At 42.9% G+C, this 22,666-nt stretch carries 23 protein-coding genes and 5 pseudogenes; 26 read left to right on the top strand and 2 right to left on the bottom strand.

The features are described 5' to 3' along the window. Nucleotides 1–162 precede the first annotated feature (162 nt). The 22 genes and pseudogenes from ACNS8M_RS08160 to ACNS8M_RS08055 form a co-directional block, all read left to right on the top strand. Nucleotides 163–783, top strand: a complete 621-nt coding sequence (locus ACNS8M_RS08160; RefSeq protein ID WP_075166810.1) for a beta-ketoacyl synthase chain length factor — start codon at nt 163–165, stop codon at nt 781–783. Further along, a complete protein-coding gene (locus tag ACNS8M_RS08155) occupies nt 777–1,589 on the top strand; it encodes a lysophospholipid acyltransferase family protein (RefSeq protein ID WP_075166721.1) in 813 nt (270 codons plus the stop codon). Before ACNS8M_RS08160 ends, ACNS8M_RS08155 begins: the two co-directional genes overlap by 7 nt. Further along, the gene (locus ACNS8M_RS08150; protein WP_005090854.1) at nt 1,573–1,833 is read left to right on the top strand and encodes a phosphopantetheine-binding protein; all 261 of its coding nucleotides are present in this window, start codon (nt 1,573–1,575) and stop codon (nt 1,831–1,833) included. The genes ACNS8M_RS08155 and ACNS8M_RS08150 overlap by 17 nt, the downstream gene beginning before the upstream one ends. A 9-nt stretch (nt 1,834–1,842) precedes the next feature. After that, the gene (locus ACNS8M_RS08145) at nt 1,843–2,091 is read left to right on the top strand and encodes an acyl carrier protein (protein ID WP_005090852.1); all 249 of its coding nucleotides are present in this window, start codon (nt 1,843–1,845) and stop codon (nt 2,089–2,091) included. Continuing rightward, complete coding sequence (locus ACNS8M_RS08140; RefSeq protein WP_005090850.1) at nt 2,088–2,642, top strand: septation protein IspZ; 555 nt, start codon at nt 2,088–2,090, stop codon at nt 2,640–2,642. The genes ACNS8M_RS08145 and ACNS8M_RS08140 overlap by 4 nt, the downstream gene beginning before the upstream one ends. Nucleotides 2,643–2,720: 78 nt before the next feature. After that, on the top strand, nt 2,721–4,382 hold the full coding sequence (locus tag ACNS8M_RS08135; RefSeq protein WP_131261655.1) for an AMP-binding protein: 1,662 nt from the start codon (nt 2,721–2,723) through the stop codon (nt 4,380–4,382). 13 nt (nt 4,383–4,395) lie between these two features. Next, on the top strand, nt 4,396–5,130 hold the full coding sequence (locus ACNS8M_RS08130) for a glycosyltransferase family 2 protein (RefSeq protein WP_070153995.1): 735 nt from the start codon (nt 4,396–4,398) through the stop codon (nt 5,128–5,130). A gap of 17 nt (nt 5,131–5,147) precedes the next feature. Continuing rightward, nucleotides 5,148–6,062 carry an acyltransferase gene (locus ACNS8M_RS08125; RefSeq protein ID WP_104500148.1) on the top strand — a complete coding sequence of 305 codons (915 nt, stop codon included), beginning with the start codon at nt 5,148–5,150 and terminating at the stop codon, nt 6,060–6,062. 5 nt (nt 6,063–6,067) lie between these two features. Then, nucleotides 6,068–7,600 carry an HAL/PAL/TAL family ammonia-lyase gene (locus ACNS8M_RS08120; RefSeq protein WP_104494806.1) on the top strand — a complete coding sequence of 511 codons (1,533 nt, stop codon included), beginning with the start codon at nt 6,068–6,070 and terminating at the stop codon, nt 7,598–7,600. A 9-nt stretch (nt 7,601–7,609) separates the two neighbouring features. Then, nucleotides 7,610–8,029 (top strand): acyl-CoA thioesterase, encoded by a 420-nt coding sequence (locus tag ACNS8M_RS08115; protein WP_005090845.1) that lies wholly within the window; start codon nt 7,610–7,612, stop codon nt 8,027–8,029. Between the two features lie 7 nt (nt 8,030–8,036). Beyond that, nucleotides 8,037–8,678, top strand: a complete 642-nt coding sequence (locus ACNS8M_RS08110; RefSeq protein ID WP_419224704.1) for a LolA family protein — start codon at nt 8,037–8,039, stop codon at nt 8,676–8,678. Then, nucleotides 8,653–10,977: an MMPL family transporter gene (locus ACNS8M_RS08105; protein WP_104500149.1), complete on the top strand. Its 2,325-nt coding sequence runs from the start codon at nt 8,653–8,655 to the stop codon at nt 10,975–10,977. The genes ACNS8M_RS08110 and ACNS8M_RS08105 overlap by 26 nt, the downstream gene beginning before the upstream one ends. Before the next feature lie 18 nt (nt 10,978–10,995). Then, on the top strand, nt 10,996–12,297 hold the full coding sequence (locus ACNS8M_RS08100; RefSeq protein ID WP_419224703.1) for an NAD(P)/FAD-dependent oxidoreductase: 1,302 nt from the start codon (nt 10,996–10,998) through the stop codon (nt 12,295–12,297). Then, nucleotides 12,287–12,844: a DUF3261 domain-containing protein gene (locus ACNS8M_RS08095; RefSeq protein ID WP_419224702.1), complete on the top strand. Its 558-nt coding sequence runs from the start codon at nt 12,287–12,289 to the stop codon at nt 12,842–12,844. The genes ACNS8M_RS08100 and ACNS8M_RS08095 overlap by 11 nt, the downstream gene beginning before the upstream one ends. Continuing rightward, the gene (locus ACNS8M_RS08090) at nt 12,837–14,033 is read left to right on the top strand and encodes a beta-ketoacyl-[acyl-carrier-protein] synthase family protein (RefSeq protein WP_419224701.1); all 1,197 of its coding nucleotides are present in this window, start codon (nt 12,837–12,839) and stop codon (nt 14,031–14,033) included. The genes ACNS8M_RS08095 and ACNS8M_RS08090 overlap by 8 nt, the downstream gene beginning before the upstream one ends. After that, complete coding sequence (locus ACNS8M_RS08085) at nt 14,030–14,467, top strand: hypothetical protein (protein WP_005090833.1); 438 nt, start codon at nt 14,030–14,032, stop codon at nt 14,465–14,467. The genes ACNS8M_RS08090 and ACNS8M_RS08085 overlap by 4 nt, the downstream gene beginning before the upstream one ends. Beyond that, nucleotides 14,464–15,189: a 3-ketoacyl-ACP reductase FabG2 gene (locus ACNS8M_RS08080; RefSeq protein ID WP_005090831.1), complete on the top strand. Its 726-nt coding sequence runs from the start codon at nt 14,464–14,466 to the stop codon at nt 15,187–15,189. Before ACNS8M_RS08085 ends, ACNS8M_RS08080 begins: the two co-directional genes overlap by 4 nt. After that, nucleotides 15,189–16,421, top strand: coding sequence for a beta-ketoacyl-ACP synthase (locus ACNS8M_RS08075; RefSeq protein WP_127799697.1), 1,233 nt, complete (start codon nt 15,189–15,191; stop codon nt 16,419–16,421). The genes ACNS8M_RS08080 and ACNS8M_RS08075 overlap by 1 nt, the downstream gene beginning before the upstream one ends. Before the next feature lie 57 nt (nt 16,422–16,478). Then, nucleotides 16,479–16,841 carry a hypothetical protein gene (locus ACNS8M_RS08070; protein WP_227515218.1) on the top strand — a complete coding sequence of 121 codons (363 nt, stop codon included), beginning with the start codon at nt 16,479–16,481 and terminating at the stop codon, nt 16,839–16,841. Between the two features lie 17 nt (nt 16,842–16,858). Then, nucleotides 16,859–17,293 (top strand): hypothetical protein, encoded by a 435-nt coding sequence (locus ACNS8M_RS08065; protein ID WP_005090826.1) that lies wholly within the window; start codon nt 16,859–16,861, stop codon nt 17,291–17,293. A gap of 34 nt (nt 17,294–17,327) precedes the next feature. Beyond that, nucleotides 17,328–17,453, top strand: a pseudogene (locus ACNS8M_RS08060) (IS66 family transposase); the annotation flags it as partial. Between the two features lie 85 nt (nt 17,454–17,538). Continuing rightward, a pseudogene (locus ACNS8M_RS08055) lies at nt 17,539–17,736 on the top strand (helix-turn-helix domain-containing protein); the annotation flags it as partial. A 391-nt stretch (nt 17,737–18,127) separates the two neighbouring features. Here the strand turns inward: ACNS8M_RS08055 and ACNS8M_RS08050 are convergent. Beyond that, nucleotides 18,128–19,000 carry a competence protein CoiA family protein gene (locus tag ACNS8M_RS08050; protein WP_411688639.1) on the bottom strand — a complete coding sequence of 291 codons (873 nt, stop codon included), beginning with the start codon at nt 18,998–19,000 and terminating at the stop codon, nt 18,128–18,130. A 103-nt stretch (nt 19,001–19,103) separates the two neighbouring features. On the opposite strand from ACNS8M_RS08050, the gene ACNS8M_RS08045 reads away from it, so the two are divergent. The 3 genes and pseudogenes from ACNS8M_RS08045 to ACNS8M_RS08035 all read left to right on the top strand — a co-directional run. After that, nucleotides 19,104–20,087 (top strand): hypothetical protein, encoded by a 984-nt coding sequence (locus tag ACNS8M_RS08045; protein ID WP_104988736.1) that lies wholly within the window; start codon nt 19,104–19,106, stop codon nt 20,085–20,087. Nucleotides 20,088–20,120: 33 nt separating this feature from the next. Then, entirely contained in the window at nt 20,121–20,807 is a 687-nt protein-coding gene (locus ACNS8M_RS08040) for a metallophosphoesterase (protein WP_104988735.1), read from the top strand. Nucleotides 20,808–21,164: 357 nt separating this feature from the next. After that, nucleotides 21,165–21,335: pseudogene (locus ACNS8M_RS08035) on the top strand (IS5/IS1182 family transposase); the annotation flags it as partial. Between the two features lie 51 nt (nt 21,336–21,386). On the opposite strand, the pseudogene ACNS8M_RS08030 reads toward ACNS8M_RS08035, so the two are convergent. Next, nucleotides 21,387–21,628: pseudogene (locus tag ACNS8M_RS08030) on the bottom strand (hypothetical protein); the annotation flags it as partial. Nucleotides 21,629–21,738: 110 nt separating this feature from the next. Here ACNS8M_RS08030 and ACNS8M_RS08025 point away from each other — a divergent pair. Continuing rightward, a pseudogene (locus tag ACNS8M_RS08025) lies at nt 21,739–22,147 on the top strand (transposase). The last annotated feature ends 519 nt before the right edge of the window (nt 22,148–22,666 follow it).

The following is a 22,666-nucleotide window of genomic DNA, read 5'->3' as shown; positions in this document are numbered from 1 at the left end:
ATCAAAAAATAATCAAAACTTTTAAAATCATATAGTTATGAAATCTTTGTGCAACAAAGCCTTTTTGAAAACAACGTAGTTTTGTTAAATTTTGTGAAAAATTTGACACGGTGCTATAATTGCGAACCTGATAATTTGTCAATTTTTTAAACACTGATCACGATGATGCAACTCCACGTATCCCACTTAAATCTAAGTTCGATTGATCAAAAGTTATCAGCTATAGAATACATTCCTGCGATGCAACGCCGACGTTTGTCTCGTCTGGCAAAACTGGCTTTGAATTGTGCCATACAAGCTTTAGATGCCTGCAATGTCGATTATATTGTTTGGGTGTCGCAATATGGTGATGAAGCCAAAACGCTGAATATATTAGAAGATGTCTTGAGAGGGCAAACGCCTTCACCGACTCAATTTTCAACCTCGGTACATAATGCAATTTCAGGCTTATATTCTATTTTATGTCAGGATGCGACACCTGCGACCAGTTTGGCAGGTTCGTGGAATGATGGGTTGATTGAAGCTTATGCATGGTTAAAAACAAGGCCAGAAGCCTGTCAGGTTTTGCTGGTGTATTATGATGAAGCCTTGCCTGAAATGTATATCGAGCATCAGCCATTTTCTGCTTTTGCGATGGCAGCGATGATTTCATTAGCGCCTGCAAATTTGATATTGATGCCAAAGCATACGAATGCAACGCCAGCCTATCAGCAAGCTTTAGCATTTAACACGTTTTGGACTAATCCTGAGCAAACTGAATCTGAAGCGTGGACGAAATGCTGAAATTAAATCGAATCAAGCAAAAAGCCAACTATGCATGGCGGGTTGGGGCGACAGGATTTAGCTTTGCCAGCTTTGGCTTAGGCGGTGTGGCGATTGGCGGTTTGGTTGCCCCTCTGGTTAAGCTGAGTTCGTCTGATCTGGATGTCCGAAAACAGCGCACTCAAAAGGTGATTAAACACAGTTTTAAAGGTTTCACCGAAATGATGGTGAAACTGGGCATTATGACTTATACGGTTGAAGGTTTAGAGAAATTAAAAAACAGTCAACAGGAGTTGGTGATTGCCAATCATCCGACACTGATTGACGTGGTGGTTTTAATTGGTTTAATGGAGCAAGCAAACTGTGTCGTTAAGCAGGCACTGTGGTCAAATCCATTTACCAAAGGTCCTGTGCAAAGTGCGGGCTATATTTTAAATGCGGGTTCTGAACAATTTATTCAGGACTGTGTACACAAATTGCAGCAGGATCATGCCGCGTCCTTGTTGATCTTTCCTGAGGGAACAAGAACAGCAAAAGGTGAGCAGTTGAACGAGTTTCAGCGCGGCGCAGCCAATATTGCACTAAGGGCAAGGGTACCGATTCGGCCTGTGCTAATTAGCTGTACGCCCTCGACACTCACCAAAAACGAAAAATGGTATCACATTCCAGAACAGCCTTTTCATATCCATGTAAAAGTCTTGGATGCGATCCAAGTGGAAGACGTATTGGATGACGTAACGGTTAATCCAAAAAATGTACGTCAATTAAATCAACAATTACAATGGTTTTTTAACCAAGAGTTATCCCTAAATGACGAATCTTGCTGATGAATTAAAGCAAATGATTATTGATGTCCTTGCCCTTGAAGACATCAGTATTGAAGACATTGATACAGACGCGCCTTTGTTTGGCGATGGTCTAGGTTTGGACTCGATTGATGCCCTTGAATTAGGCTTGGCATTGAAAAAACGTTATGGCATTCATTTGAATGCAGAGTCTGCAGAAACCAAAGAACATTTTAAATCAATTCAAAGCTTAGTGGCTTTGGTTGAAGCACAGAAAACAGCATAAGAGGTTGCTATGCTTGCACAAGAAACCGTGTTAGAAAAATTACGTGAATGGATGGAAGAGTTGTTTGAAATTGCGCCTGAAGATGTGCAATTAGAGTCAAACCTAGCTTCAGACCTCGATGTTGACAGTATTGATGCCATTGATTTGGTGGTAAAAATTAAAGAGTTGACAGGCAAACAAGTCAACCCTGAAGATTTTAAAAATGTGCGCACCATTCAAGATGTGGTGGTCGTGATTCAGAATATGTCAGTTGCATGAACAACATCTTAAAAGGGGTAGCAGGGATCGGTTTGATCCTCTATCCTTTTTTTGTCGCTTATGCTTTGGCACATGGACAGTATGTCTGGGTCAGTGCGGTATTGATTGTACTGGGCATTTTACGTCTCTTGAGTAAGGGCAATGCCCTGCTGTGGCCATTGACAGGTTTTGCCATTTTATGTGGCGGGCTGAGTTTGATTTTAAAAGATCATGCGTGGCTTAAACTCTATCCTGTCTTTATGAGTCTTGGGGCGCTGTTTATTTTTGCCAGCACCTTGATTCGACCGCCTTCAATGATTGAGCGTTTTGCACGTTTGGCAGAGCCTAATCTGCCAGAAGAAGGAGTCGAATGGACCCGTCAAGTGACCAAAGTTTGGTGTGGTTTTTTTTGCATCAATGCGGTCATTGCCCTGATCACTGTTTTCTTTGCACCGATGAAAATTTGGGTGATGTATAACGGCTTGATCTCTTATGTCTTGATGGGTGGATTATTGCTGGGTGAATTTGTGTTGCGTAAACGCCAGCAACGACTGCATCAGGCACAGAAATAACAGCATTTCCGTCAGGGCAGCTGAAACAGTGGTCTCGAACTATAGCGATTAGAAATACGGTTTTTAAAAACAAATTTTATGTCTTGTCATTTTCAACACCATCTCCATTCATCGCGTCCCTTGTGTATTCATGCGGACTCAAGTTTTGTTTCCTTTCACACTTTTTGGTTGGATGTAGCTTTACAGGCTACGCAAATTCAGCAGTTGGAACAGCCAGTATGGGCGCTTTGGCAAGAAGACAGTTATGAGTTTTTAGTATTGTTGTTTGCAGCCTTACAAGCAGGTAAGCAAGTGCTGTTGCCGCCGCATCGGGTCAGTGACTTAGAAAAAGAATTGGCTGAACAGCAGATTTATTTTTTACAACGTTTGCCGTCGACAGCCACGCCAACTTTTGAGCTTCAATTTGATGCTACCTTTCTCAATCAGGCACAGCTGTATTTTTATACTTCGGGCTCAACAGGGCAGCCGAAAAAGATTCCGCGCACCTTGCAACAATTGTTCAATGAAGTCTGTGGTTTAGAAGCCAGTTTTGATTTGCCTGAGCAGGCGATCGCGATTGCTACGGTGAGCCATCAGCATATTTATGGTTTGCTGTTTAAGTTGTTGTGGCCTTTAGCCAGTGGACGCAGTTTCTATCAGAAACAATTGGCTTTCCCTGAAGATGTGGTTGATCTTCAAAAGAAAATTGCCCATTTGCAACTGCCCAATTACCTCATTTCAAGTCCTGCATTGTTGAAGCGCTGGACCACAGATGTAGTGTTGCAAGACTGCCATCGGGTCTATTCCTCTGGTGGAAAGTTGGATGCAGGCGTGCGTCCTTTGCTGAACCGTCCCATTACCGAAGTGTTTGGTAGTTCTGAAACAGGCGGGATTGCTCACCGTCAGGCAGATGATGCGCTATGGACTCCCTTTGCCAATGTCGAAATTAACTGCGCCGAGCAACAAGAGTTAGCCGTTAAAACCAATCATGCCTTTAGCATGGATTGGATTTTGACTGGAGATAAAGTGCAGGTCGTGGATGCAAATAATCCCAAAAGTCCATTCCAACTATTGGGGCGTTTGGACCGTATTGTCAAACTGGAAGAAAAGCGGTTAAGTCTCGATGCGATTGAAGTGAAAATCGCTGAGTTGGCAGAAATACAGCAGTGCCATGTTTTAATTCATGAAAAAGAACAGCGTCAGATTTTGGCGGTGGTAGCGGTGCTGACAGTGGATGCAAGGGTGCTGCTTATCGAAAAGGGCAAAGCTGCCTTTACCGCACAGCTGAAAAAACAATTACAACAGAAGCTGGAAAGTATCGCGATTCCGCGGCAGTGGCGGTTCTTAACGCAAATGCCACAAAATGCACAATCGAAGCTGAATAAACAGTATTTAAAATCACTCTTTCTGCCGATGACCTTGCCTGTGGTATTGACACAGCAGTCTCAGGATATGCAGATCAGTTATGCTTTGGAGTTTGTGCCTGAGCTGGAATGCTTTAAAGGGCATTTTCCGAACTTTCCGATTTATCCGGGCGTAGGGCAAATTGGTTTTATCCAGCATTTTGCCAAACAAAATTGGGTGGATTTACTGTGGTGCAATGGTTTTGAGCAATTAAAATTTCAAGGACTGATCCAACCCTATCATACGGTGGAACTGGTGCTCAGCCGTAAAGCGCATAAGGTCAGTTTTGAGCTGAAAAATCATGACAAAATATTGGCATCAGGACGTTTGCTGTTTGCTATCCCTTCAGACGTTTAAGCCGAGAGAAAAAATGAAACACTGCTTTGTGATTCCTGTGTATAACCATCCACATTATTTGGCTGCGTTACTGTCACATTTAAGCGCTTTTGAGTTACCCATCATTATGGTGAATGATGGCAGTGATGCCGATTGTACGGCGGTATTACATCAGCTTACGCAGGACTATCCAAGGGTCGATTTGGTTGAACATACCCACAATCAAGGGAAAGGGCAGGCGGTGATCACGGGGCTCAAACATGCCTTTCAATGCGGTTATAGCCATGCCTTGCAACTCGATGCCGATGGACAACATGACTGGCAGGATGTGCAACGCTTTTTAGACACCTCTATCCAGCACCCCGAAGCCATGATTATTGGTCAGCCGATCTTTGATGCGACTGTTCCCAAAAAACGTCTCTATGGCCGTTATGCAACGCATATTTGGGTGTGGATTAACAGTCTGTCTTTTGAGATTAAAGACAGCATGTGTGGCTTTCGTGTCTATCCTCTAGCGCAGACAGTGAACATTCTAAACACTGCCAAGTTTCAACCGCGGATGGGCTTTGACTCGGAAATTTTAGTGCGTTTGAAATGGGACAATGTGCCGTTTATTAATCTGCCCACGCATGTGATTTATCCTGAAGGTGGTATTTCACATTTTGATGTGTGGCGTGACAATTTGGGCATGGCGCGCGCGCACAGCCGCTTGTTGGGTGGCATGCTGCTGCGGTTCCCCAAACTGATTTATCAGAAAGTCAAAGGTTAAGGTGGTCAGAGAAATATATGCAGAAATGGAGCGCCGTGAAAGAACGGGGCGGGATGTTACCGCTAATGCTGATGCTGGGTTTCTACCGTTTGGGTGGGCGTTGGCTGTGCCGAGTCATCTTATACTTTGTGATTTTATGGTACTGGCTCTTTTCCAATACTGCGCGTCAGGCTTCACTGTTGTACTTAAAAAAACTGCATCATTTTGCAGGTGCGCAGTCGCCGTTTCAGGCTGAGCCGCAGCTGTGGCACAGCTATACGCATTTGATGCAATTTGGCGAATGTATTTTAGATAAAATTGAGGGCTGGCTCGGGCATATTCCTGAGCAGAACTTAAAGCTGCATGGTCATGCGCACTTTCGTTCGCACTATCAAAAAGGTGCGGTGATAGTGGTGTCACACTTTGGCAATATTGAATTGCTGCGCGCCGTCAAAGCAGAGCATCCGCAGAAAATTAATGTGTTGGTTTATCAAAAACATGCTACCAAGTTCAATGCATTTTTAAAAAAACTGAATGAACATGCCGATGTTAATTTGGTTTCGGTGGATGAGTTGGGAATTGAAACAGCAATGATTTTACAGGATAAGTTGGATCAAGGTGAATGGGTGATTGTGGCAGCAGACCGCGTACCCGTGCAGTCAGATCGTGTACAATCGGTTGCTTTTTTAGGAGAGCAAGCGCTGTGGCCACAGGGTGCATGGATTTTGGCCAGTTTGTTGAAAGCTCCTGTGTTGGCAGTGTTTTGCTATCGAGTTGATACACATTTTGAAGTGCATATTCATCAAGTGGCGGAGCAGTTGAACTGGCCGCGTAAAGAGCGTTTACAGGCCATGCAACAGACCACAAGACAGTATGTGCAACTGTTGGAACAGCATTGCATACGAGCGCCCTATCAATGGTTTAATTTTTATAATTTTTGGAATAAAGGATAAGTCTTGTGTTAATTGTTGGGGAAACTCCGCTCAGTATTGAAGATGTTTTGGCTGTAGCGCGTAAAGAAAAACAGGTGGTATTGCCTAACTCTGCTGAATGGACAGCATTGATTCAACGCGGTGCAGATTTCCTCGATCAGCTGTTGCAAGACGAAGGCGTCATTTATGGCGTGACCACGGGTTATGGAGACTCGTGCTTGATTGAAATTCCAGCCCACCAAGTGCATGAGCTGCCGCTGCATTTGTCGCGTTTTCATGGCTGCGGCATGGGGCAAAACTTAGACTTAACTACCGCACGTGCTGTCGTGGTGGTGCGTTTATGTTCTTTGGCACGCGGCTATTCGGGTGTCTCGCATGCCTTGTTGCAGCGGTTGGTCTGGATGCTGAATGAAGATGTGATTCCGGTGATTCCATCTGAGGGTTCGGTCGGTGCCAGTGGTGACTTGACCCCTTTGTCTTATATCGCTGGGGCATTGGTCGGTGAGCGCGATGTGTACTATCAAGGCCAGATCGTGCCGATTGCACAAGTGTATGCCGAAAAAGGCTTGCAGCCTTTGGTGATGCGTCCTAAAGAAGGTTTGGCCCTGATGAATGGTACAGCGGTTATGACTGCGATTGCCTGCCTGAATTATAAAAAAGCCGAACAGATTTCTTTTGCCAGTACTTTAATTACTGCATTGAATGTTTTGGCTTTAGAGGGTAATCCAAGTCATTTTGATGAAGTCCTGTTTGCACAAAAACCACATCCGGGACAGCAACATATTGCAGCGCAGTTACGCGACTGGTTAAACAGTGAAGTACAAACCGAACACCAAAGTTCACGCTTGCAAGACCGTTATTCATTGCGCTGTGCACCGCATGTGATCGGGGTGTTTGAAGACTCTAAACTGTGGCTGCGTCAGTTTATTGAAAATGAGCTGAACTCAAGCAATGACAATCCATTAATTGACCCAGTCAACCTGCGGGTACTGCATGGTGGGCATTTCTATGGCGGACATATTGCCCAAGCCATGGATAGTCTAAAAATCATGATTGCGAATATTGCTGACCTGATGGATCGTCAATTGGCGCAGTTGGTGGACTATAAAATGAACAATGGTTTACCGCGTAATTTAACTGGTTCAAGTCCTGAGCGGTTACCGCTGAATCATGGCTTTAAAGCAGTGCAAATCGGGGTTTCGGCATGGACGGCAGAAGCCTTGAAACAGACACTCGCTGCGTCGATTTTCTCACGTTCAACCGAATGTCATAATCAAGACAAAGTCAGTATGGGCACCATTGCCGCACGTGATGCTAGCCGTGTCATTACTCTGACCGAACAAGTGATTGCAGCACTCAGTTGTGCAGCAGTTCAAGCAGTTAAACTTAAAGGTGTAGATACAGAACTCAGCCCTGTTTTAAGAGCATTTCAATACTGGGTGCTTCAGAGCTTCACCTACGTAGCGGAAGATCGTCCTTTGCAACAAGAGCTTCAAACGCTGGTCAATCGTTTTGATCATTTAGAACTGTTAGACAGCATTGCTGTTCAATATTTATAGGAAATGAGCATGTATGCTGATGTAATTATTGAAGTGCCTTTTCATGACGTCGACACCATGCATGTGGTGTGGCATGGGCATTATTTAAAATATTTTGAAATTGCACGTTGCAAACTGTTAGATCAATTTCACTATAACTATAACCAAATGCGCGACTCGGGTTATGCATGGCCTGTCATTGAAAGCTATGTGCGCTATGTACAAGGCATCGAATTTGAACAGAAAATTCGTGTGCGCGCTGTTTTGAAAGAGTGGGAAAATCGCTTGAAAATTGAATATCTGATTTTTGATGCGGTCTCGGGTAGAAAGTTGACCAAGGGCTTTACTTCGCAAGTGGCAGTTCATATTGAAAAGCGTGAAATGTGTTTTCAATCCCCACAGGTGTTGTTGGATTGTTTAAATGCATGGCCTGAGTTTAAGGCGGAGTAATGCAAGCATGATTCGATACAAATTCTCCACGATGATTTTCGTTGCGTGTACAGCCAGTGTGATTACTTCGCTTGCTCCCACAGCGAATGCACAAAATACTGAATTGAATCAGGTATTTGCTCAGCTTGGCGCAACGCCTGTGGTGCGTGCCCAATTTGAGCAGCAGAAAAAACTGGCAGCATTGAATAAAACCTATGTGTCCAAAGGTACTGTGCTGTTCAGCAAAAACCAAGGCGTGCTGTGGCAGATTCAAAGTCCAGTCAAGGCCGATTTGGTGGTGACAGCGCGTAAGCTGGTACAAAAGACGCATCGCACGTCCAGTCAAATTGAAGTCGATAAGACTCCTTATGGCTCTGTAGCGACGATGTTTTTACAGTTGATGTCGGGCAATGAAGCGGCGCTCGCTAAAAACTTTAATGTGGTGTCTGCCAATTACAGCCCAACGCAGTGGAATGTCAGCTTAACGCCGAAAAGCAGTCTATTTAAAAAGCTTTTTGTCCAAGTCGATGCGCAAGGTCAGCGTTATGTGGACCGTATTACCATTTTGGAACAAGCCAATAACCGCACCATCATTCGTTTTAGCCAGCAAACGGCTCAACCTCAAACTTTAACGGCTGCGGAAAATGCGCTTTTCCAATTGGCAAAATAAATTTAGCGCTCTGTGGTTGTTGGTACTGTGTGTCATTGCTTTGGCACTGGGCGTGGCTTGGCTGAATAAAGGCATCAAGATTGAGACCAATATTTTTGCTTTGCTGCCTGAAGCCCATCAAGATGCTCATCTGGAACAAGCACAGCAATATGTGAGTCAGCAGTTAAATGACAAAGTTTTTGTGGTGTTGGATGCCAAAACGGATCAGCAATTAGAACAGGCAACACGAGCACTTAAAACCCAAGCTAATCAAAGTCAACTGTTTTTACCTGTTCGTCCACAGCTTGACCCCGATCAATTTGCCCAAGCGCTGTATCAGCACAAAGCAGGGCTATTATCCAAGACTGATCAGCAGCTTGTGCAGGGGCAGGACTATGCTGCGTTGATGGAGCAGGGCTTATTACAACTGATGAGTCCGGGCATGCCGATTACGGCTGAAATGCTCAAGCAAGATCCTTTGCTGTTGTTTCCGCGCTATGCAGTGGGGTTAGGTGCTTTACAAAGCAATGCCGATATCAATTTAGAGCAGGGCTTTGCCACGATTCGTGATGAGCAGGGCATCTCGCGCCTGATGGTACTTCAGCTCAATAACAGCCCCTATAACATTGCCTACCAAGAGCAGACCGCTGCATTTATCCAAAATATCAATCAGCAACTCAACCAGTTGCAGGTCAAACCGCACTGGACAGGTACGCTGCTGTTTGCACAGTTCGGCACTAACTCTGCCAAAGAGGAAATTTCCACCATTGGAGTGGGTTCGACCATCGGGATTTTGCTTCTAGTCTGGTTTGGCTTCCGTTCGATACGACCCATGCTGACGGAAATGGTTGCAGTCGGCACAGGCAGCTTGGTGGCCTTTGCTGTGACCTATTGGGTTTTTGGCGAAATTCACCTGATGACACTGGTCTTTGGTGCCAGTCTGATTGGGGTCTGTGTCGATTTTTCATTTTACTTCATGGCCATGCAGTCTCAGCACCGACAGATCGATGGATTTACTGTTCTAAAGCCGTTATTGCCGAGTCTATTTGTGGGGTTAATGACCACGCTATTGGCCTATGTGGTGCTTAGTTTTACCCCATTTCCGGGCTTTAAACAGATTGCAGTCTTTTCTATGGTTGGACTGAGTGCCGCATGGGTGACCAGTATTTTACTGCTGCCACGTTTGCCTGCGCTGAATGCGGAACCTGCGATACGTGCACTGGGCTTTATTGGCAAAGCGCGTAGTTATGTGCAGAGCCACAACAAGCTACGTTATGGCATGATTGCATTGATTGTACTGGTGACGGGTAGTAGTCTCACCTTGCTGAAAAGCAATGATGACATCCGTAATTTACAAAGTATGGATGCCACTTTAAAGCAGGAAGATCAATATATTCGTTCACGTTTTATGCAGCAGCAAAGCAGCGAATACTTTGTGGTACGGGGCAGAAGCTCAGCAGAGTTGGAGCAGCGCGAACAGCAACTACTGGCAGAGCTTGCGTCCTTGCAACAGGCTGGTAAGTTGGATGCTGTACAAGCTTTAGGGCAGTGGATTCCATCGCTTGAGCAGCAAAAAAAGAATGTTGAAATGTTACAGGCGATTCCTCAGCCGGCTTTAGTGGAATATGCGCAAGCGTTGCAGCTCAACGCAGCGGATATTTTAAACTGGCAAGCGCATTTAAAAGACCAACCGTTATTGACCGAAGCGGTCTTTAAAGATCATCCTCTGCATTTTTTGCAGATGAGTCCGACACAACGTTTGGTGATGCTGCAAAATGTGCATGACGTCAAAGCCGTGCAACAGCTTGAAAATGCGGATGTACAACTGTTACGCCCCGTTCATCAACTGTCTGAATTGTTTAAACAACACCGTGAGCAGGCACAGTGGCTATTACTCAGCGCTTTGCTGATTTTAGCCATTGGCTTAGGGGCACTGTATGGCAAAAAATCCATTCTGCCTTTGGTGTTGCCTGTCAGCATGGCCTTAATGACCACGTTTGCGATTCAAGCATGGCTGGGTGTCGAGATTAATTTATTCAGCATTATGGGTACCTTCCTGATCATTGGAATTGGGGTGGATTATGCTATTTTCTACCGCCATGGACATGATCATCCACAAGTGGTGGGTATGGCTTTGTTTCTGTGCATGATGTCGACGTTCTTTGGTTTTGGTTTGCTGTCCTTTAGTCATACTTATGCCATTCACAGTTTTGGCCTAACAGTGTTGCTGGGCGTTATTTTTTCATTTATTTATGCCACACTTTTTACATCCTCCGATGCGAAACATGTGGTGGTTCAACAATATCAGCCAAAGAGCTGAGTCAAAGGGTACAGTGCAATGAGCACCATGCAACAGACAGATGTTTTAATTATTGGGGCGGGACCATCAGGCAGCTCGGCTGCAGCTTTGCTGCGTCAAAAAGGTTACCAAGTCACGGTCATCGAAAAGCAATATTTTCCGAGGTTTTCCATTGGTGAATCTTTATTGCCGCAGTGTATGGTGTTTTTGGAAGAAGCGGGTTTGTTGGAGACCGTTCGCGCACATGCCGATGAATATGCCTTTCAGTTTAAAAATGGCGCGGCTTTTTTAAGAGGTACGCAGCGCAGTTTTTATGACTTTACTCAAAAGTTTAGCGAAGGTCCAGGCACTACATGGCAGGTAAGACGTGCCAACTTTGACCAGCTTTTGGCACAGCAAGCCGAAAAAATGGGCGCAGATATCCGTTTTGGTCATGAAGTTTTGGCGGTCGATGTGGCATCTACACAACCGATTTTGACGGTGAAAGGTGAGCAAGGCAACGACTACCAAATTCAAGGCAAATTTCTATTGGATGCCAGTGGTTTTGGCCGAATTTTGCCGAAGTTTCTCGACTTAGAAAGTCCATCGGACTTTCCAGTGCGCCGTGCGGTCTTTACCCATATTGAAGATGGTTTGTTGAATGACCCTGAGTTTGACCGTGAGAAAATCTTAATTACCGTGCATGAAAAAGACCATCGTGCGTGGTATTGGCTAATTCCTTTTGCCGATGGGCGGTCTTCATTTGGCGTCGTTGCGGAGCAAGATTTCTTTGAAAAATATGGTTATGACGGTAGTGCAGATTATGATTTAGAAGCCTTGCAAAAACGTATTTTGGCCGATGATGTCAGTTTGTCGCATTTATTGCGCCATGCTAAGCATGATACTCCTGTACGTACTTTGGTGGGCTACTCTGCCGATGTTAAACACTTGGCATCTGAAAACTATGCACTACTGGGCAATGCTGGCGAGTTCCTCGATCCTGTCTTTTCTTCAGGGGTAACCATTGCCTTAAAATCGTCTAGTCTAGCTGTGCCATTGGTCGAGCAAGTGTTGCAAGGTCAGAAGGTAAACTGGATGGAGCAATATGAAAAACCGCTACGTAAAGGCATTCAAGTGTTCCGTGCCTATGTCGAATCATGGTATTCAGGTGAGTTTCAGGATGTGGTATTTTCGACTCAACAGGATGAAAAAATCCGCCGTATGATTGCTTCCTTGCTAGCAGGTTATGCGTGGGATGCAAGCAACCCGATCCATCGTAATGCCAAGCAACGCTTGAGCACTTTGGCCGAATATTGCCGAGAAGAACAACCGCAAAAAGAGTCGCTAACTGATGAAACTTGAGCTGCGTTTTAAAACTGTCAGTTGGGTTTTAGCCAGTGCTCTGCTTTGTAGTGCCTGCCAAAGCTTGATTCCCAAGGCGCAGGGGCTCGCGACCCCACAGTGGGTTGCGCAAAATTATCAACGTCAAGATCAAATCGAAGTACAGTGGAAAACCCAGAGTTTCAGCTTTTTACTGTATCAGCAACAACGGGGGCAGTCGCTTGACATGTTGGCACTGAGCCTCACAGGACAGCAGTTGTTTAAGCTCAGTTTTGATGGTCAAAAGGTCGAAGCTGAACAGCTCATTGATCCAATGAAAAGATTACCTTTTGATTATGTAGTGCGTGATATTCTCTATGCCACATATCCAAATTTTGCTGCCTTACATACAGCTCAAAATGCGGTCGTGCAGAAAGACGATACCATTTATATACAGCAGCAACCCGTGTTGAAAATTCAGCAAAATGAAGGAGCAATTAAACTGGATAATTTGCAAGTGCCTTATCAAATGATGATCAGCACGGTGAGCAATACTTTAGAAGATGATCAAGATGACCATCATGACTAAAAATCTACAGCATGTTTCAGCCGTGGGTATTCAGTTCAGTGCGGCGCTGTCGGCTTTGGGACAAAATGCCGCTGAGCTTCAACATGCCTTGACCAACCCTGAAAATACCCTATCGCAACGAGGAGATCTGATTGCGGGGCGTTCGGTCTGGGTCGGTGCATGTGATCAAACCTTAGTTCAAGCAGTGCCTGAAAGCTTGAACGGTGTAGACTCACGGAATCTACGCTTTGCGCTGACGGCTCTGGCGCAAATTGAAACTGAAATTCATGCTTATACAGCACAGTTTGCTAAACAACGTCTTGCTGTGATTGTCGGTACTTCAACCTCAGGCATCGCGGATAATGAGTCTGTCTTAAAAGTCCAGTTTCAACAGTCTGTACCGCAGTCTGTACAGCACCAAAAACAAGAAATGGGCAGTTTAGCGGAAGCCTTACAACAGTATTTGGGCTGGGAAGGGCCAGCCTATACCATTTCTACCGCTTGCTCCTCGGCAGCTAAAGCACTGGCGGCGGGGCAACGTCTGCTGAATGCAGATCTGGCTGATGCTGTCTTAGTAGGTGGAGTTGACACCTTATGCAAGCTAACCTTAAATGGTTTTGATAGTTTAGAAAGCTTATCGAACGGAATTTGTCAGCCCTGTGGAGCCAACCGTGACGGCATTAATATTGGTGAAGCGGCAGGATTGTTTTTACTGTCCAATGCGCCTGCCCCCGTGATGTTGTTGTCGAGTGGCGAGTCAATGGATGCATGGCATATTTCAGCACCGCATCCAGAAGGAATAGGGGCTGCGGAGGCGATGCAAAAAGCTTTAGACGCTGCACAGCTTGAAGCAGGCGATATTGGATATTTGAACTTACATGGGACTTCTACACCGCAAAATGATGCGATGGAAATTAAAGCGGTACAGACCGTTTTCTCAGATACAGTTGTGGCCATAAGCAGCACCAAACATAAAACAGGACATTGTCTAGGGGCCGCGGGTGCAATCGAAGCTTTTATTTGCCAACAGGTTTTATTAGATCAATCCTGGTTACCGCTACATCATGCAGATGAATTGGACGATGCTTTGGCTGGGCAAAACTATGTGCTTACACCGCATTTAGCTGCACCGATTCGCTATGCAATGAGTAATTCTTTTGCTTTTGGTGGCAGCAATATCAGTTTAATTTTTGGGAAGGCTTTACCATGATGGATGCAGTACAGTTTATTCCACATGCAAAACCGATGGTTTTCGTGAGCCATTTGATTGAAGCCAATGATGAATTTGCTATTGCAGAACTTCACATCACACCTGATTTGATGTTTTGTGAGCCAGAAGGCTTGCCCACCTGGAGCAGCATTGAGTTGATGGCGCAGACCATTAGCGTCTATGCCGGTTATAAAGGAAAAACTCAGGGCTTGCCACCGAAAATTGGCTTTTTATTGGGAACGCGTAAAATGCAGTTGCCTTGTGCCTATTTTAGTTTGGGCACAACCGTGCGGATTCGAGTAGAACAAAGTTATCTGCACGAGGGTTTGGGGCAGTTTCATTGTGAAATTGAATATCAAGAACATCGGTTCAGCGCCATGTTGAGCGTATTTGAGCCTGAAAATATGAATGAAATCATCGGGAAATTAGTGTGAACAGAAGAATTTTAGTCACGGGTTCGAGTCGTGGGATAGGTAAAGCGATTGCTTTGGAGTTGGCAAAGGCAGGCTTTGATGTCACGGTCCATGCCCGTTCAAGACAGTCTGAGGCCGAAGCGGTGGCTCAGGAAATTCAAGCGCTTGGACAGGCCAGTCATGTACTGATGTTCGATGTGAATGAGCGTGAAAAAATTGCCGCTATTTTAGAGCAAGATATAGCACAGCATGGTCCTTTTTACGGTGCAGTGCTGAATGCAGGATTAACCCGTGATGGTGCTTTCCCCGCACTGACTGATGAAGACTGGGATGACGTGGTCTCGACCTCTCTGAACGGTTTTTATAATGTGTTGAAACCATTGATGATGCCAATGATCCGCTTGAAAAAGGGTGGACGTATTGTGACATTATCTTCAGTGTCTGGAATTATGGGGAACCGTGGTCAGGTCAATTATAGTGCTGCCAAAGCAGGCTTAATTGGTGCGACCAAAGCATTGGCACTAGAGTTGGCAAAACGCAAAATTACGGTGAACTGTGTGGCTCCGGGCTTGATAGAAACCGAAATGGTCACAGAGGAAGTCAAAGAACATGCCTTGAAAATGATTCCGATGCAACGTATGGGGCAGGTGGAAGAAGTCGCTAAAGCGGTAAAGTTTTTATGTAGTGATGATGCCAGTTATATCACCCGCCAAGTGCTTTCAATTAATGGAGGCCTGATCTAATGAAACGTGTTGTTGTAACAGGCATGTCTGGGATTACTTCTTTGGGTGAAACCGCAGAGCAAATTTTTGAGCAGTTTACACTCGGTAAAAGTGGCATTCGCTATATGCCCGATTGGGAGATCTATCCTGATTTACGTAGTAAATTAGCTGGTCCAGTTGAGTCATTTACTGTACCGAAGCATTTTAACCGTAAAGTTACTCGTGGTATGGGGCGTGTTGCCTTAATGTCCACGGTATGTGCTGAAAAAGCATTGGAAGACGCAGGTTTACTCCATGCTGATATCTTAAGAAGTGGCGATGCAGGCGTGGCTTTTGGTTCTTCTGCGGGCAGTGTGGATGCTGTGCGTGAGTTTGGTACCATGTTGCTTGAGCATAATATGAGTCAACTCAATGCCACGACCTACATTCGTATGATGTCACATACCAGCGCGGTCAATATGACGGTGTATTTTGGGCTAAAAGGTTTAACGCTGCCGACCTCAAGTGCGTGTACTTCCGGTTCGATGGCCATTGGACAAGCTTATGAAGCGATTAAATACGGCAAGCAAACTGTGATGATTGCAGGTGGAGCAGAAGAGCTCAGCGCTGCGGGTTCAGCTGTGTTTGATGTACTGTTAGCGACCAGCGTTCAAAATGATCACCCAGAGAAAACTCCGCGTCCCTTTGATGCAAATCGGGATGGTTTGGTTGTTGGTGAAGGTGCAGGCTGTTTGATTTTAGAAGAATATGAACATGCTCAAGCACGTGGAGCGACTATTTATGCTGAGATCATCGGTTATGGTAGCAATACTGATGGTCAGCATGTGACGCGACCTGATTCTGAGATGATGGGACGCTGTATGCAATTGGCACTGAAAGATGCACAGCTTACTGCTGCGGATATTGATTATGTTAATGCACATGGCACTTCGACTGATCAGGGTGATATTGCTGAATCACAAGCAACTGTGCGTATATTGGGTCAAAAGCCAATCAGTTCATTAAAAAGCTATTTTGGTCATACTTTAGGTGCATGTGGTGCAATTGAAGCATGGCTCAGCATTGAAATGATGCAACGTAATCAATTCGTGCCAACTTTAAACTTAGATAACATTGACCCTGCGTGTGCGGAATTAGATTATATTTGTGGTGATATTCGCCCGATGTCAGCAAAAATTATTATGACGAATAATTTTGCCTTTGGTGGCATTAATACATCATTAATTTTCAAAAATAATATAGACCATAACTGAAACAGAGGGTAAAAAATGGGGTTTAAAAAAACACTATATATCTTATCAGCAGTGAGTATGCTGGGATTAACAGCTTGTAGTACTGTAAAAATTTCTGATTATCCGCAGCGGCAATTAATGACAGCAAAATATGCGACTGCGGCTGATATTGTGAACAATATTCGACTTGGTGTTGGGCAAAATGCGCGCACTGGTTGGGTAGTTGAACAGGCAGATCAGACAAAGGTAGTTGCGGGTTTAACCCGTCGTAGCCATTATTTACAAGTAACCTATCTCATCTCAGGTAATCAAGTCAGTTCACAAATTACAGGTAGCCGTAATCTCGATCAACGTGGTAATAAAATTCATAAAAATGCGATGGCATGGAAGGCACGTTTAGATAATTCGGTATTTACACAACTTTCAAAAACGTTAAATTAAATAAGAGAGCAATTACTATGAATATTAAGCAATTTGGCTTCACAGCTATTCTGGGGCTAGCTGCATTTACATCAGCACATGCAGCTGACCAAATGCATGATTTCAATTTCCAAGAAGCTGTAAGCCGTGCTGTTGCTGATGGGGTTTTGGATGGTTCAGTAAAATTTTATTTGGCGGGAACCAAGTCGGGCGGTAAGGTGATTGAAAAAGGCTTAGTGACCAATAAAAAGACCAATGGTTTTGCCAAATCTGCGGAAAGTTCATGTGATCATGTACTTCGTTCGGCATTGATTCAATTTCAAAATACAGCCAAAGCCAAAGGCGCCAATGCGGTGACCAATCTGGTGAGTTTCTATAAGTCCAATGAAACACGTAGCACCACGACTTACCAATGTGCGAAAGGTACGGCATTAGCAGGGGTGGCATTAAAAGGTGACTTAGTAAAGTTCTAATATGGTCTGATAGCATGGTCTTTCTAGAAACAAGAGAAAGACCTTATCTGACTGGATTGGTCGCTGCGGTGTGGAACTGGAACCTTTGGCCAATGCTTTAAAAGAGGTGGTGCTGCAACAGCAGGTGCTGCATGCCGATCAAGCGCCGGTCACCATTGTTAGCGGCAGTGTAAAAATGACCCCCTAATGGCATTTAAAAACTGCCCCCCCTTGGTTAATATAGCGGTCATTTTGGACTGCTCAACATGTTAACTTTGGAGCAAGCAGTGACAATCCAAATACTTCATCAGCAAGGTAAATCTATTAAAGCTATTACTCGTGAACTGGGGGTGTCCAGAAATACCGTACGTAAATATTTACGGCAAAACACCACACCTCAGTATCAGCGTATACAGCCTAGAATAAGTATCCTTGACCCATATAAAGCCTATTTACTCCAACGGGCTTTGTTGCATAAATATGTAAGCATCTGATTTAAATAAATTTAATTTTGGATCAAAAAATAATCAAAACTTTTAAAATCATATAGTTATGAAATCTTTGTGCAACAAAGCCCCTTGAACACGAAAGTGAAGTGATTTTGGTCTATCCGTATCTAGCAGGAAAGTTTGATCAGCCTTTGGATGATTTTGGTTTTAGGTATACAAATGGTGCAAAGCTTAGGGTGGTGCCTTTTAATTTAGATGAGCCACAAAATTTCAAAATAATTTAGTATTTTATTTTGTGAGGTTAGTACCATATTTGGGACTTAAGTCTAATTTTTAGTTAGATAGGTCCCAATTTACGTACTTATCGTTTGGCGTGATTAGGCAAGTATTTATGGGTAATATGCCTTTATTCATTGAGTTCTACGAGTCTTTGTAAAACCTGTTCCGAAAATGGGAGCCAGTAGTTCCAAGATTTATATTTAGGATTATACGAGCCACGTCCTTCATGCATCCACTTTTTAAACATAGCAATGATTTCAGGGTTGTATGTACTATTCACGGATATCATACCACTCGCAAAATGGCGAACGTTGATGTGCATGCCTTTAACTGTAAATTTATAGTCCTGCCAACTTGAAGCGGTACTTTGTTGTTTCGAAGTTGGTTCTTGCAGGGCTGTGAATTGGGTACAGGTAATAGACTCTTGCTGCTTACTGATTTGCTCTGTAGGGAATGGATAAACCCATCTTCTATTATCTAGGTTTTCGAGGATTTGCTGTTTGGCTTCGATACTTGGAATTACAATATCACTTTTAAGAAGTGGTGATAAATCGATTTCAATACATTTTGATTTAAAAACCTCAATGCGTTTTAGTTTCTCGTCATCAATAAAATGAGTGACTGCGATCTCAATTAAAATAGGTTCGCCATCAAAATATCCAACTAAATCTGGACGAATTAAACCGAGAGAAAATTCAGGTAATACTTTTTCAAATGTCCACCATGCTGCTTCATTATCGGAATTATGTAAAGCAGGAAGCATGAGGCCCATAGATTCAAGAATGACTTCTTTGGCATATTTATGTAGGACAGATTCTGGATTAATCGTACAGCTTTCTTTATTGCTTGCATGTGCAAAGTGATGTTCTTTAATTTCACCTTTACGTGCAATAACAGTTTCACCACATTCAAAGCAGGTACATTGGCATGCAAGTCCACGTTCAACATCTTTGATATCGACCAATTTTTTATTGTCGTCCAAAGCAATATACATAGTCATGATTAAAATCCTTAAGGAAGTTGATTTACTCATTCACTATGCTTGTGATCTAATTGTCCTAACACCGTATAAAGGGGAGATACGGGTAAAATGGGGGGGTTAAGTGTCTGAATTAAAATTAAAAGTTTTTATTTTATTAGATGAGATTTTAAAGAAAGACTTAGCAGATAATAGGGCATACGATTGCTTAAAAGTAATCTGTAGCGCATCGATTGAAGCTTTAAATGCTCAAAAAGAGGAACCAATAACGTATACCAGATATCAACTAAAACTCATTCTTGATGGTCAGCAATCTGTTGCATCGATGGATTCTAAAGATCTAGGGAAGTGGATGAGTGACAAAAAATTAAGTGCATACCTTGATCGTGTCATCACAAAATATACTAAAAAATTTGAAGAGATTGGTTATATTCCAGTGGTAAAAACCAATGATACAATTGGAGGAAAAGGGAATGAGCGCCGTTATTGGTTAAATATTACAGAATATTCTCAGACCCAAAATGAAGAGGATCAAAAGCTTGATGAAGATAAAATCACTTATGAACGGGTAGATCCTTCAGAAATTAAATTGTCCTGGTTTTACCAGTATATTTTTAGAAATGGTGAAATAAAAAATAAAAGTATAAGAGGACTGTTTATGCTGATAGTTCTTTTTGGCGGTTTTATTTTATGGTCTTTATATGTTTGTGCATTTTCATTAGTTTTAGTGCGTGAAGGACAAAATTTCACCACTCTTGATCTGTTACTTATAGTCTGTCTAGTTGGGTTTTCTTACCTATCATTCAAATACTGGTACATTCCGTTATGGAATTTACCAGAGCATCGTGTCATTAAGGCACCTATGACGTTTATTTCACTTAAGGAAGATCATGCTGATATTGAGATGTATCGTGATAGAGAGCGGAATCAATTAACTCGAGTAACTCGGTTTAGAGGGACATGTCCGATTTGTTCAGCAGAGGTTGTACTTAGAACTGGTCAACCTGATCATAATTTGCCATTAGTTGGACGTTGCGTAGAAAGTCCTTTTGCGCATGTGTATAGCTTTGATCGCGTGCTAATGATTGGGAAGCAGTTAACTCAGTAATCATATTGAAATTAAGGGTGATCATTTAAATTAATGAACTATTCTCCTATTTTGACAATCAATACAAATCAAAAGAATCATGTTTATGTGGTTGGTGATTTACATGGTTGTTATAGCCTTTTGATACAAGAGCTCAAGAAAATAAATTTTGACTTTCAAAATGACGTACTGATTTGTACAGGTGATCTTGTAGATCGAGGCGAAGAAAACTTAGCCTGTATCTCCTTATTGGATGAACCCTGGTTTTATACCGTGCGTGGTAATCATGAGGAAATGTGTATCAAGTCAGCTCATGATTCTAAGATAAAAGATATTCATGCGCGTAATGGAGGGGAATGGTTTTATCAGTTATCACAGATACAGCGGCTAGAAATTATCGAGCGTTTTAAGCAGTTACCTTTGGTTATCGAAGTTCAAGTGGGACATAAAAAGATTGGTATAGTGCATGCTGATATAGATATCCATGAATGGAATACTTTTAAACAAGATATTAGTCAAGGTGACTATAAGATCTCGGGTATAACTTCTGCGTACAGCAATGCATTATGGGGAAGGGGGCGTATTCGTCAGCATTCCGCTCACTATGATATTGTTGAAGGTATTGATGAAATTTATCTAGGACACACCATTGTAAAAGAACACACTAAAATCGATAATTGTCATTTTATTGATGTCGGCTCTTCTTTTACCAAGAAGCTTTGTATTTTAAAAATTCAGTGATCTTGGTGATGTGGTAGGGGAGTTTGGTGGTGAAAAAAGTTCAATTGATCAAAAAAACAACATTTGAATCGTGTATCCTGACTTGTATCCTAAATTTTTATATTAATAATTAATCCATTAAAAACAATAGGGTAGGTGAATGTTTTCGTCCGTCTGGGCCCACCATATAAAACAACCACTTACGTGTACTAATCGTAAGTGGTTTTTTTGTTTTTAGATTCTGGTAAGCAAATAGTAAGCGGAATGAATCAACATTATTTTCCATTGGCTTTGATAAACAAACGATTTAAAAATAGAGTTTTCTGTAGGTACTCAAATTAAAGTGACAATTTGGTGGGTATAGGGCGGCCTAATATGGGCTATCACCGTCGTAGTTTGGTGGAAACTCAAAGGCCATGTATCAAATTATTAGGAGATAAGCTGACGGCAAGACATTTTTAAAGTCAGGTCAATGAAATTCATGCGCGTGTAGTAGTTCTGAATAGATTTACGGAATTGGGTAGACCTCACACCCAAGTTATCACTTAAATTTGAATGAATTGGGGAAAACTCAGCTTTTGAATGTCTATGCAACAAAGCAGCTTGAATTAGTTTTATCGTGCGTGATGGAACAAAACTATCAAACTGACAATAAAATAGAGGTTCACCGCGTTTTAAAATCAAATCTTTAGAAGTGTCATGCCATTCAAATGCCCACATCAATGGTCGAGGCCAAATGTGAATCCGAAAATGTCCACCAAAGATTGTGCTTGGTAATGGATTTTCATGGTAATGCCAAAGGCATCCAGTTAGGTGATATACACCACTTCATCAGCTATAAATCAATAAAGCAGTTTCAACGTGAGCATACGGTTAACTTATCTTGCCAAGCTATCCTATAAGTCTTAATTTGGTTTCCACTTAAAAACAAGTGGAGATTTAATCTACGAGCATGGATCTATATTCTGCAACACCTCCCGTTGCTAAAAACGTAGAACATATAGCAAAGAATTTAAACTCAGCATTGTAAAAGCCGTTAGGGGGTATTTTACAATGCTGCTAACACCTGCAAAGATCCTAAAACCTTGATTGCCTCGGTTGCATTGAAGCATGGTCTTAATACCAACCTCGTCAGCCGCTAGATCAAAATCTTCAGTCATCATGATGGTGTCGTGCAGGATCCTGTTTATGTGAAGCCAGCATTAATTGCTTTGCTTTATACAGCTGCGATCAGTCAACCTATTGATGTGATGATCACCCTGCATATCACTGTGCCGCATACCAATAACGTGAGCCAGTTAAAATGGCAGGCATCAGAAATACCTGCCTTGGCAGAATTACTCAAGGCGCTGGCAATATGATCCTTATCGATGAAATTTGGCTTTCTACCCAGCCGATGGGCATGTGTGCGGGGATGGGTACTGCTATGGCTCAGGTGCTGTGAGCCTTTGGCTACATCAAACCACATTGTGCCTACCTGTTCTGTAATGAATGTGGTCATCGCATGAAAGTGCTAGTGCATGATGACCTGGGCATCTGGCTCTGAGCCCGACGGTTGGAACAAGGCAAATTTCACTTGGTTTAAGTTCACCAAGGTGAAACAGTAGCTCTCAGTCCAGAACAGTTACAGGCACTGATCCGAATATGGCTTAAACCAGCATGAAAAAATTGAGTAGTCAATAAAAACTTAAAAATTTGCACAAGAAAGTGCATTAAAAAATCTTTTAAGTGTAACTTCCATTTGGAAGTTACACTTTCTGTTTTGTTAATTGTATTAACTCAAAATAATCCAGATAATAGACTTCTTGTGTTAGTCAAATTTTAAATAGCCGAAAGCTATATTTTATGAGGTTTTAGCCAATTCAAAAATTAGATAAAAC

It is taken from the genome of Acinetobacter sp. A2 (assembly GCF_048537555.1).
Classification (GTDB): domain Bacteria; phylum Pseudomonadota; class Gammaproteobacteria; order Pseudomonadales; family Moraxellaceae; genus Acinetobacter.
Note: the sequence above shows the minus strand (reverse complement) of the source record. Positions and strands in the feature narration are given on the sequence as shown.

Excerpts from the sequence above, each read along its gene's own strand:
- ACNS8M_RS08090 (WP_419224701.1), top strand. The coding sequence starts at position 12,837 with ATGACTAAAAATCTACAGCATGTTTCAGCCGTGGGTATTCAGTTCAGT.
- ACNS8M_RS08155 (WP_075166721.1), top strand. The coding sequence starts at position 777 with ATGCTGAAATTAAATCGAATCAAGCAAAAAGCCAACTATGCATGGCGG.
- ACNS8M_RS08130 (WP_070153995.1), top strand. The coding sequence starts at position 4,396 with ATGAAACACTGCTTTGTGATTCCTGTGTATAACCATCCACATTATTTG.
- ACNS8M_RS08140 (WP_005090850.1), top strand. The coding sequence starts at position 2,088 with ATGAACAACATCTTAAAAGGGGTAGCAGGGATCGGTTTGATCCTCTAT.
- ACNS8M_RS08050 (WP_411688639.1), bottom strand. The coding sequence starts at position 19,000 with ATGACTATGTATATTGCTTTGGACGACAATAAAAAATTGGTCGATATC.
- ACNS8M_RS08100 (WP_419224703.1), top strand. The coding sequence starts at position 10,996 with ATGAGCACCATGCAACAGACAGATGTTTTAATTATTGGGGCGGGACCA.
- ACNS8M_RS08075 (WP_127799697.1), top strand. The coding sequence starts at position 15,189 with ATGAAACGTGTTGTTGTAACAGGCATGTCTGGGATTACTTCTTTGGGT.
- ACNS8M_RS08070 (WP_227515218.1), top strand. The coding sequence starts at position 16,479 with ATGCTGGGATTAACAGCTTGTAGTACTGTAAAAATTTCTGATTATCCG.
- ACNS8M_RS08095 (WP_419224702.1), top strand. The coding sequence starts at position 12,287 with ATGAAACTTGAGCTGCGTTTTAAAACTGTCAGTTGGGTTTTAGCCAGT.
- ACNS8M_RS08085 (WP_005090833.1), top strand. The coding sequence starts at position 14,030 with ATGATGGATGCAGTACAGTTTATTCCACATGCAAAACCGATGGTTTTC.
- ACNS8M_RS08150 (WP_005090854.1), top strand. The coding sequence starts at position 1,573 with ATGACGAATCTTGCTGATGAATTAAAGCAAATGATTATTGATGTCCTT.
- ACNS8M_RS08160 (WP_075166810.1), top strand. The coding sequence starts at position 163 with ATGATGCAACTCCACGTATCCCACTTAAATCTAAGTTCGATTGATCAA.
- ACNS8M_RS08110 (WP_419224704.1), top strand. The coding sequence starts at position 8,037 with ATGATTCGATACAAATTCTCCACGATGATTTTCGTTGCGTGTACAGCC.
- ACNS8M_RS08145 (WP_005090852.1), top strand. The coding sequence starts at position 1,843 with ATGCTTGCACAAGAAACCGTGTTAGAAAAATTACGTGAATGGATGGAA.
- ACNS8M_RS08040 (WP_104988735.1), top strand. The coding sequence starts at position 20,121 with ATGAACTATTCTCCTATTTTGACAATCAATACAAATCAAAAGAATCAT.
- ACNS8M_RS08135 (WP_131261655.1), top strand. The coding sequence starts at position 2,721 with ATGTCTTGTCATTTTCAACACCATCTCCATTCATCGCGTCCCTTGTGT.
- ACNS8M_RS08105 (WP_104500149.1), top strand. The coding sequence starts at position 8,653 with ATGCGCTTTTCCAATTGGCAAAATAAATTTAGCGCTCTGTGGTTGTTG.
- ACNS8M_RS08125 (WP_104500148.1), top strand. The coding sequence starts at position 5,148 with ATGCAGAAATGGAGCGCCGTGAAAGAACGGGGCGGGATGTTACCGCTA.
- ACNS8M_RS08115 (WP_005090845.1), top strand. The coding sequence starts at position 7,610 with ATGTATGCTGATGTAATTATTGAAGTGCCTTTTCATGACGTCGACACC.
- ACNS8M_RS08065 (WP_005090826.1), top strand. The coding sequence starts at position 16,859 with ATGAATATTAAGCAATTTGGCTTCACAGCTATTCTGGGGCTAGCTGCA.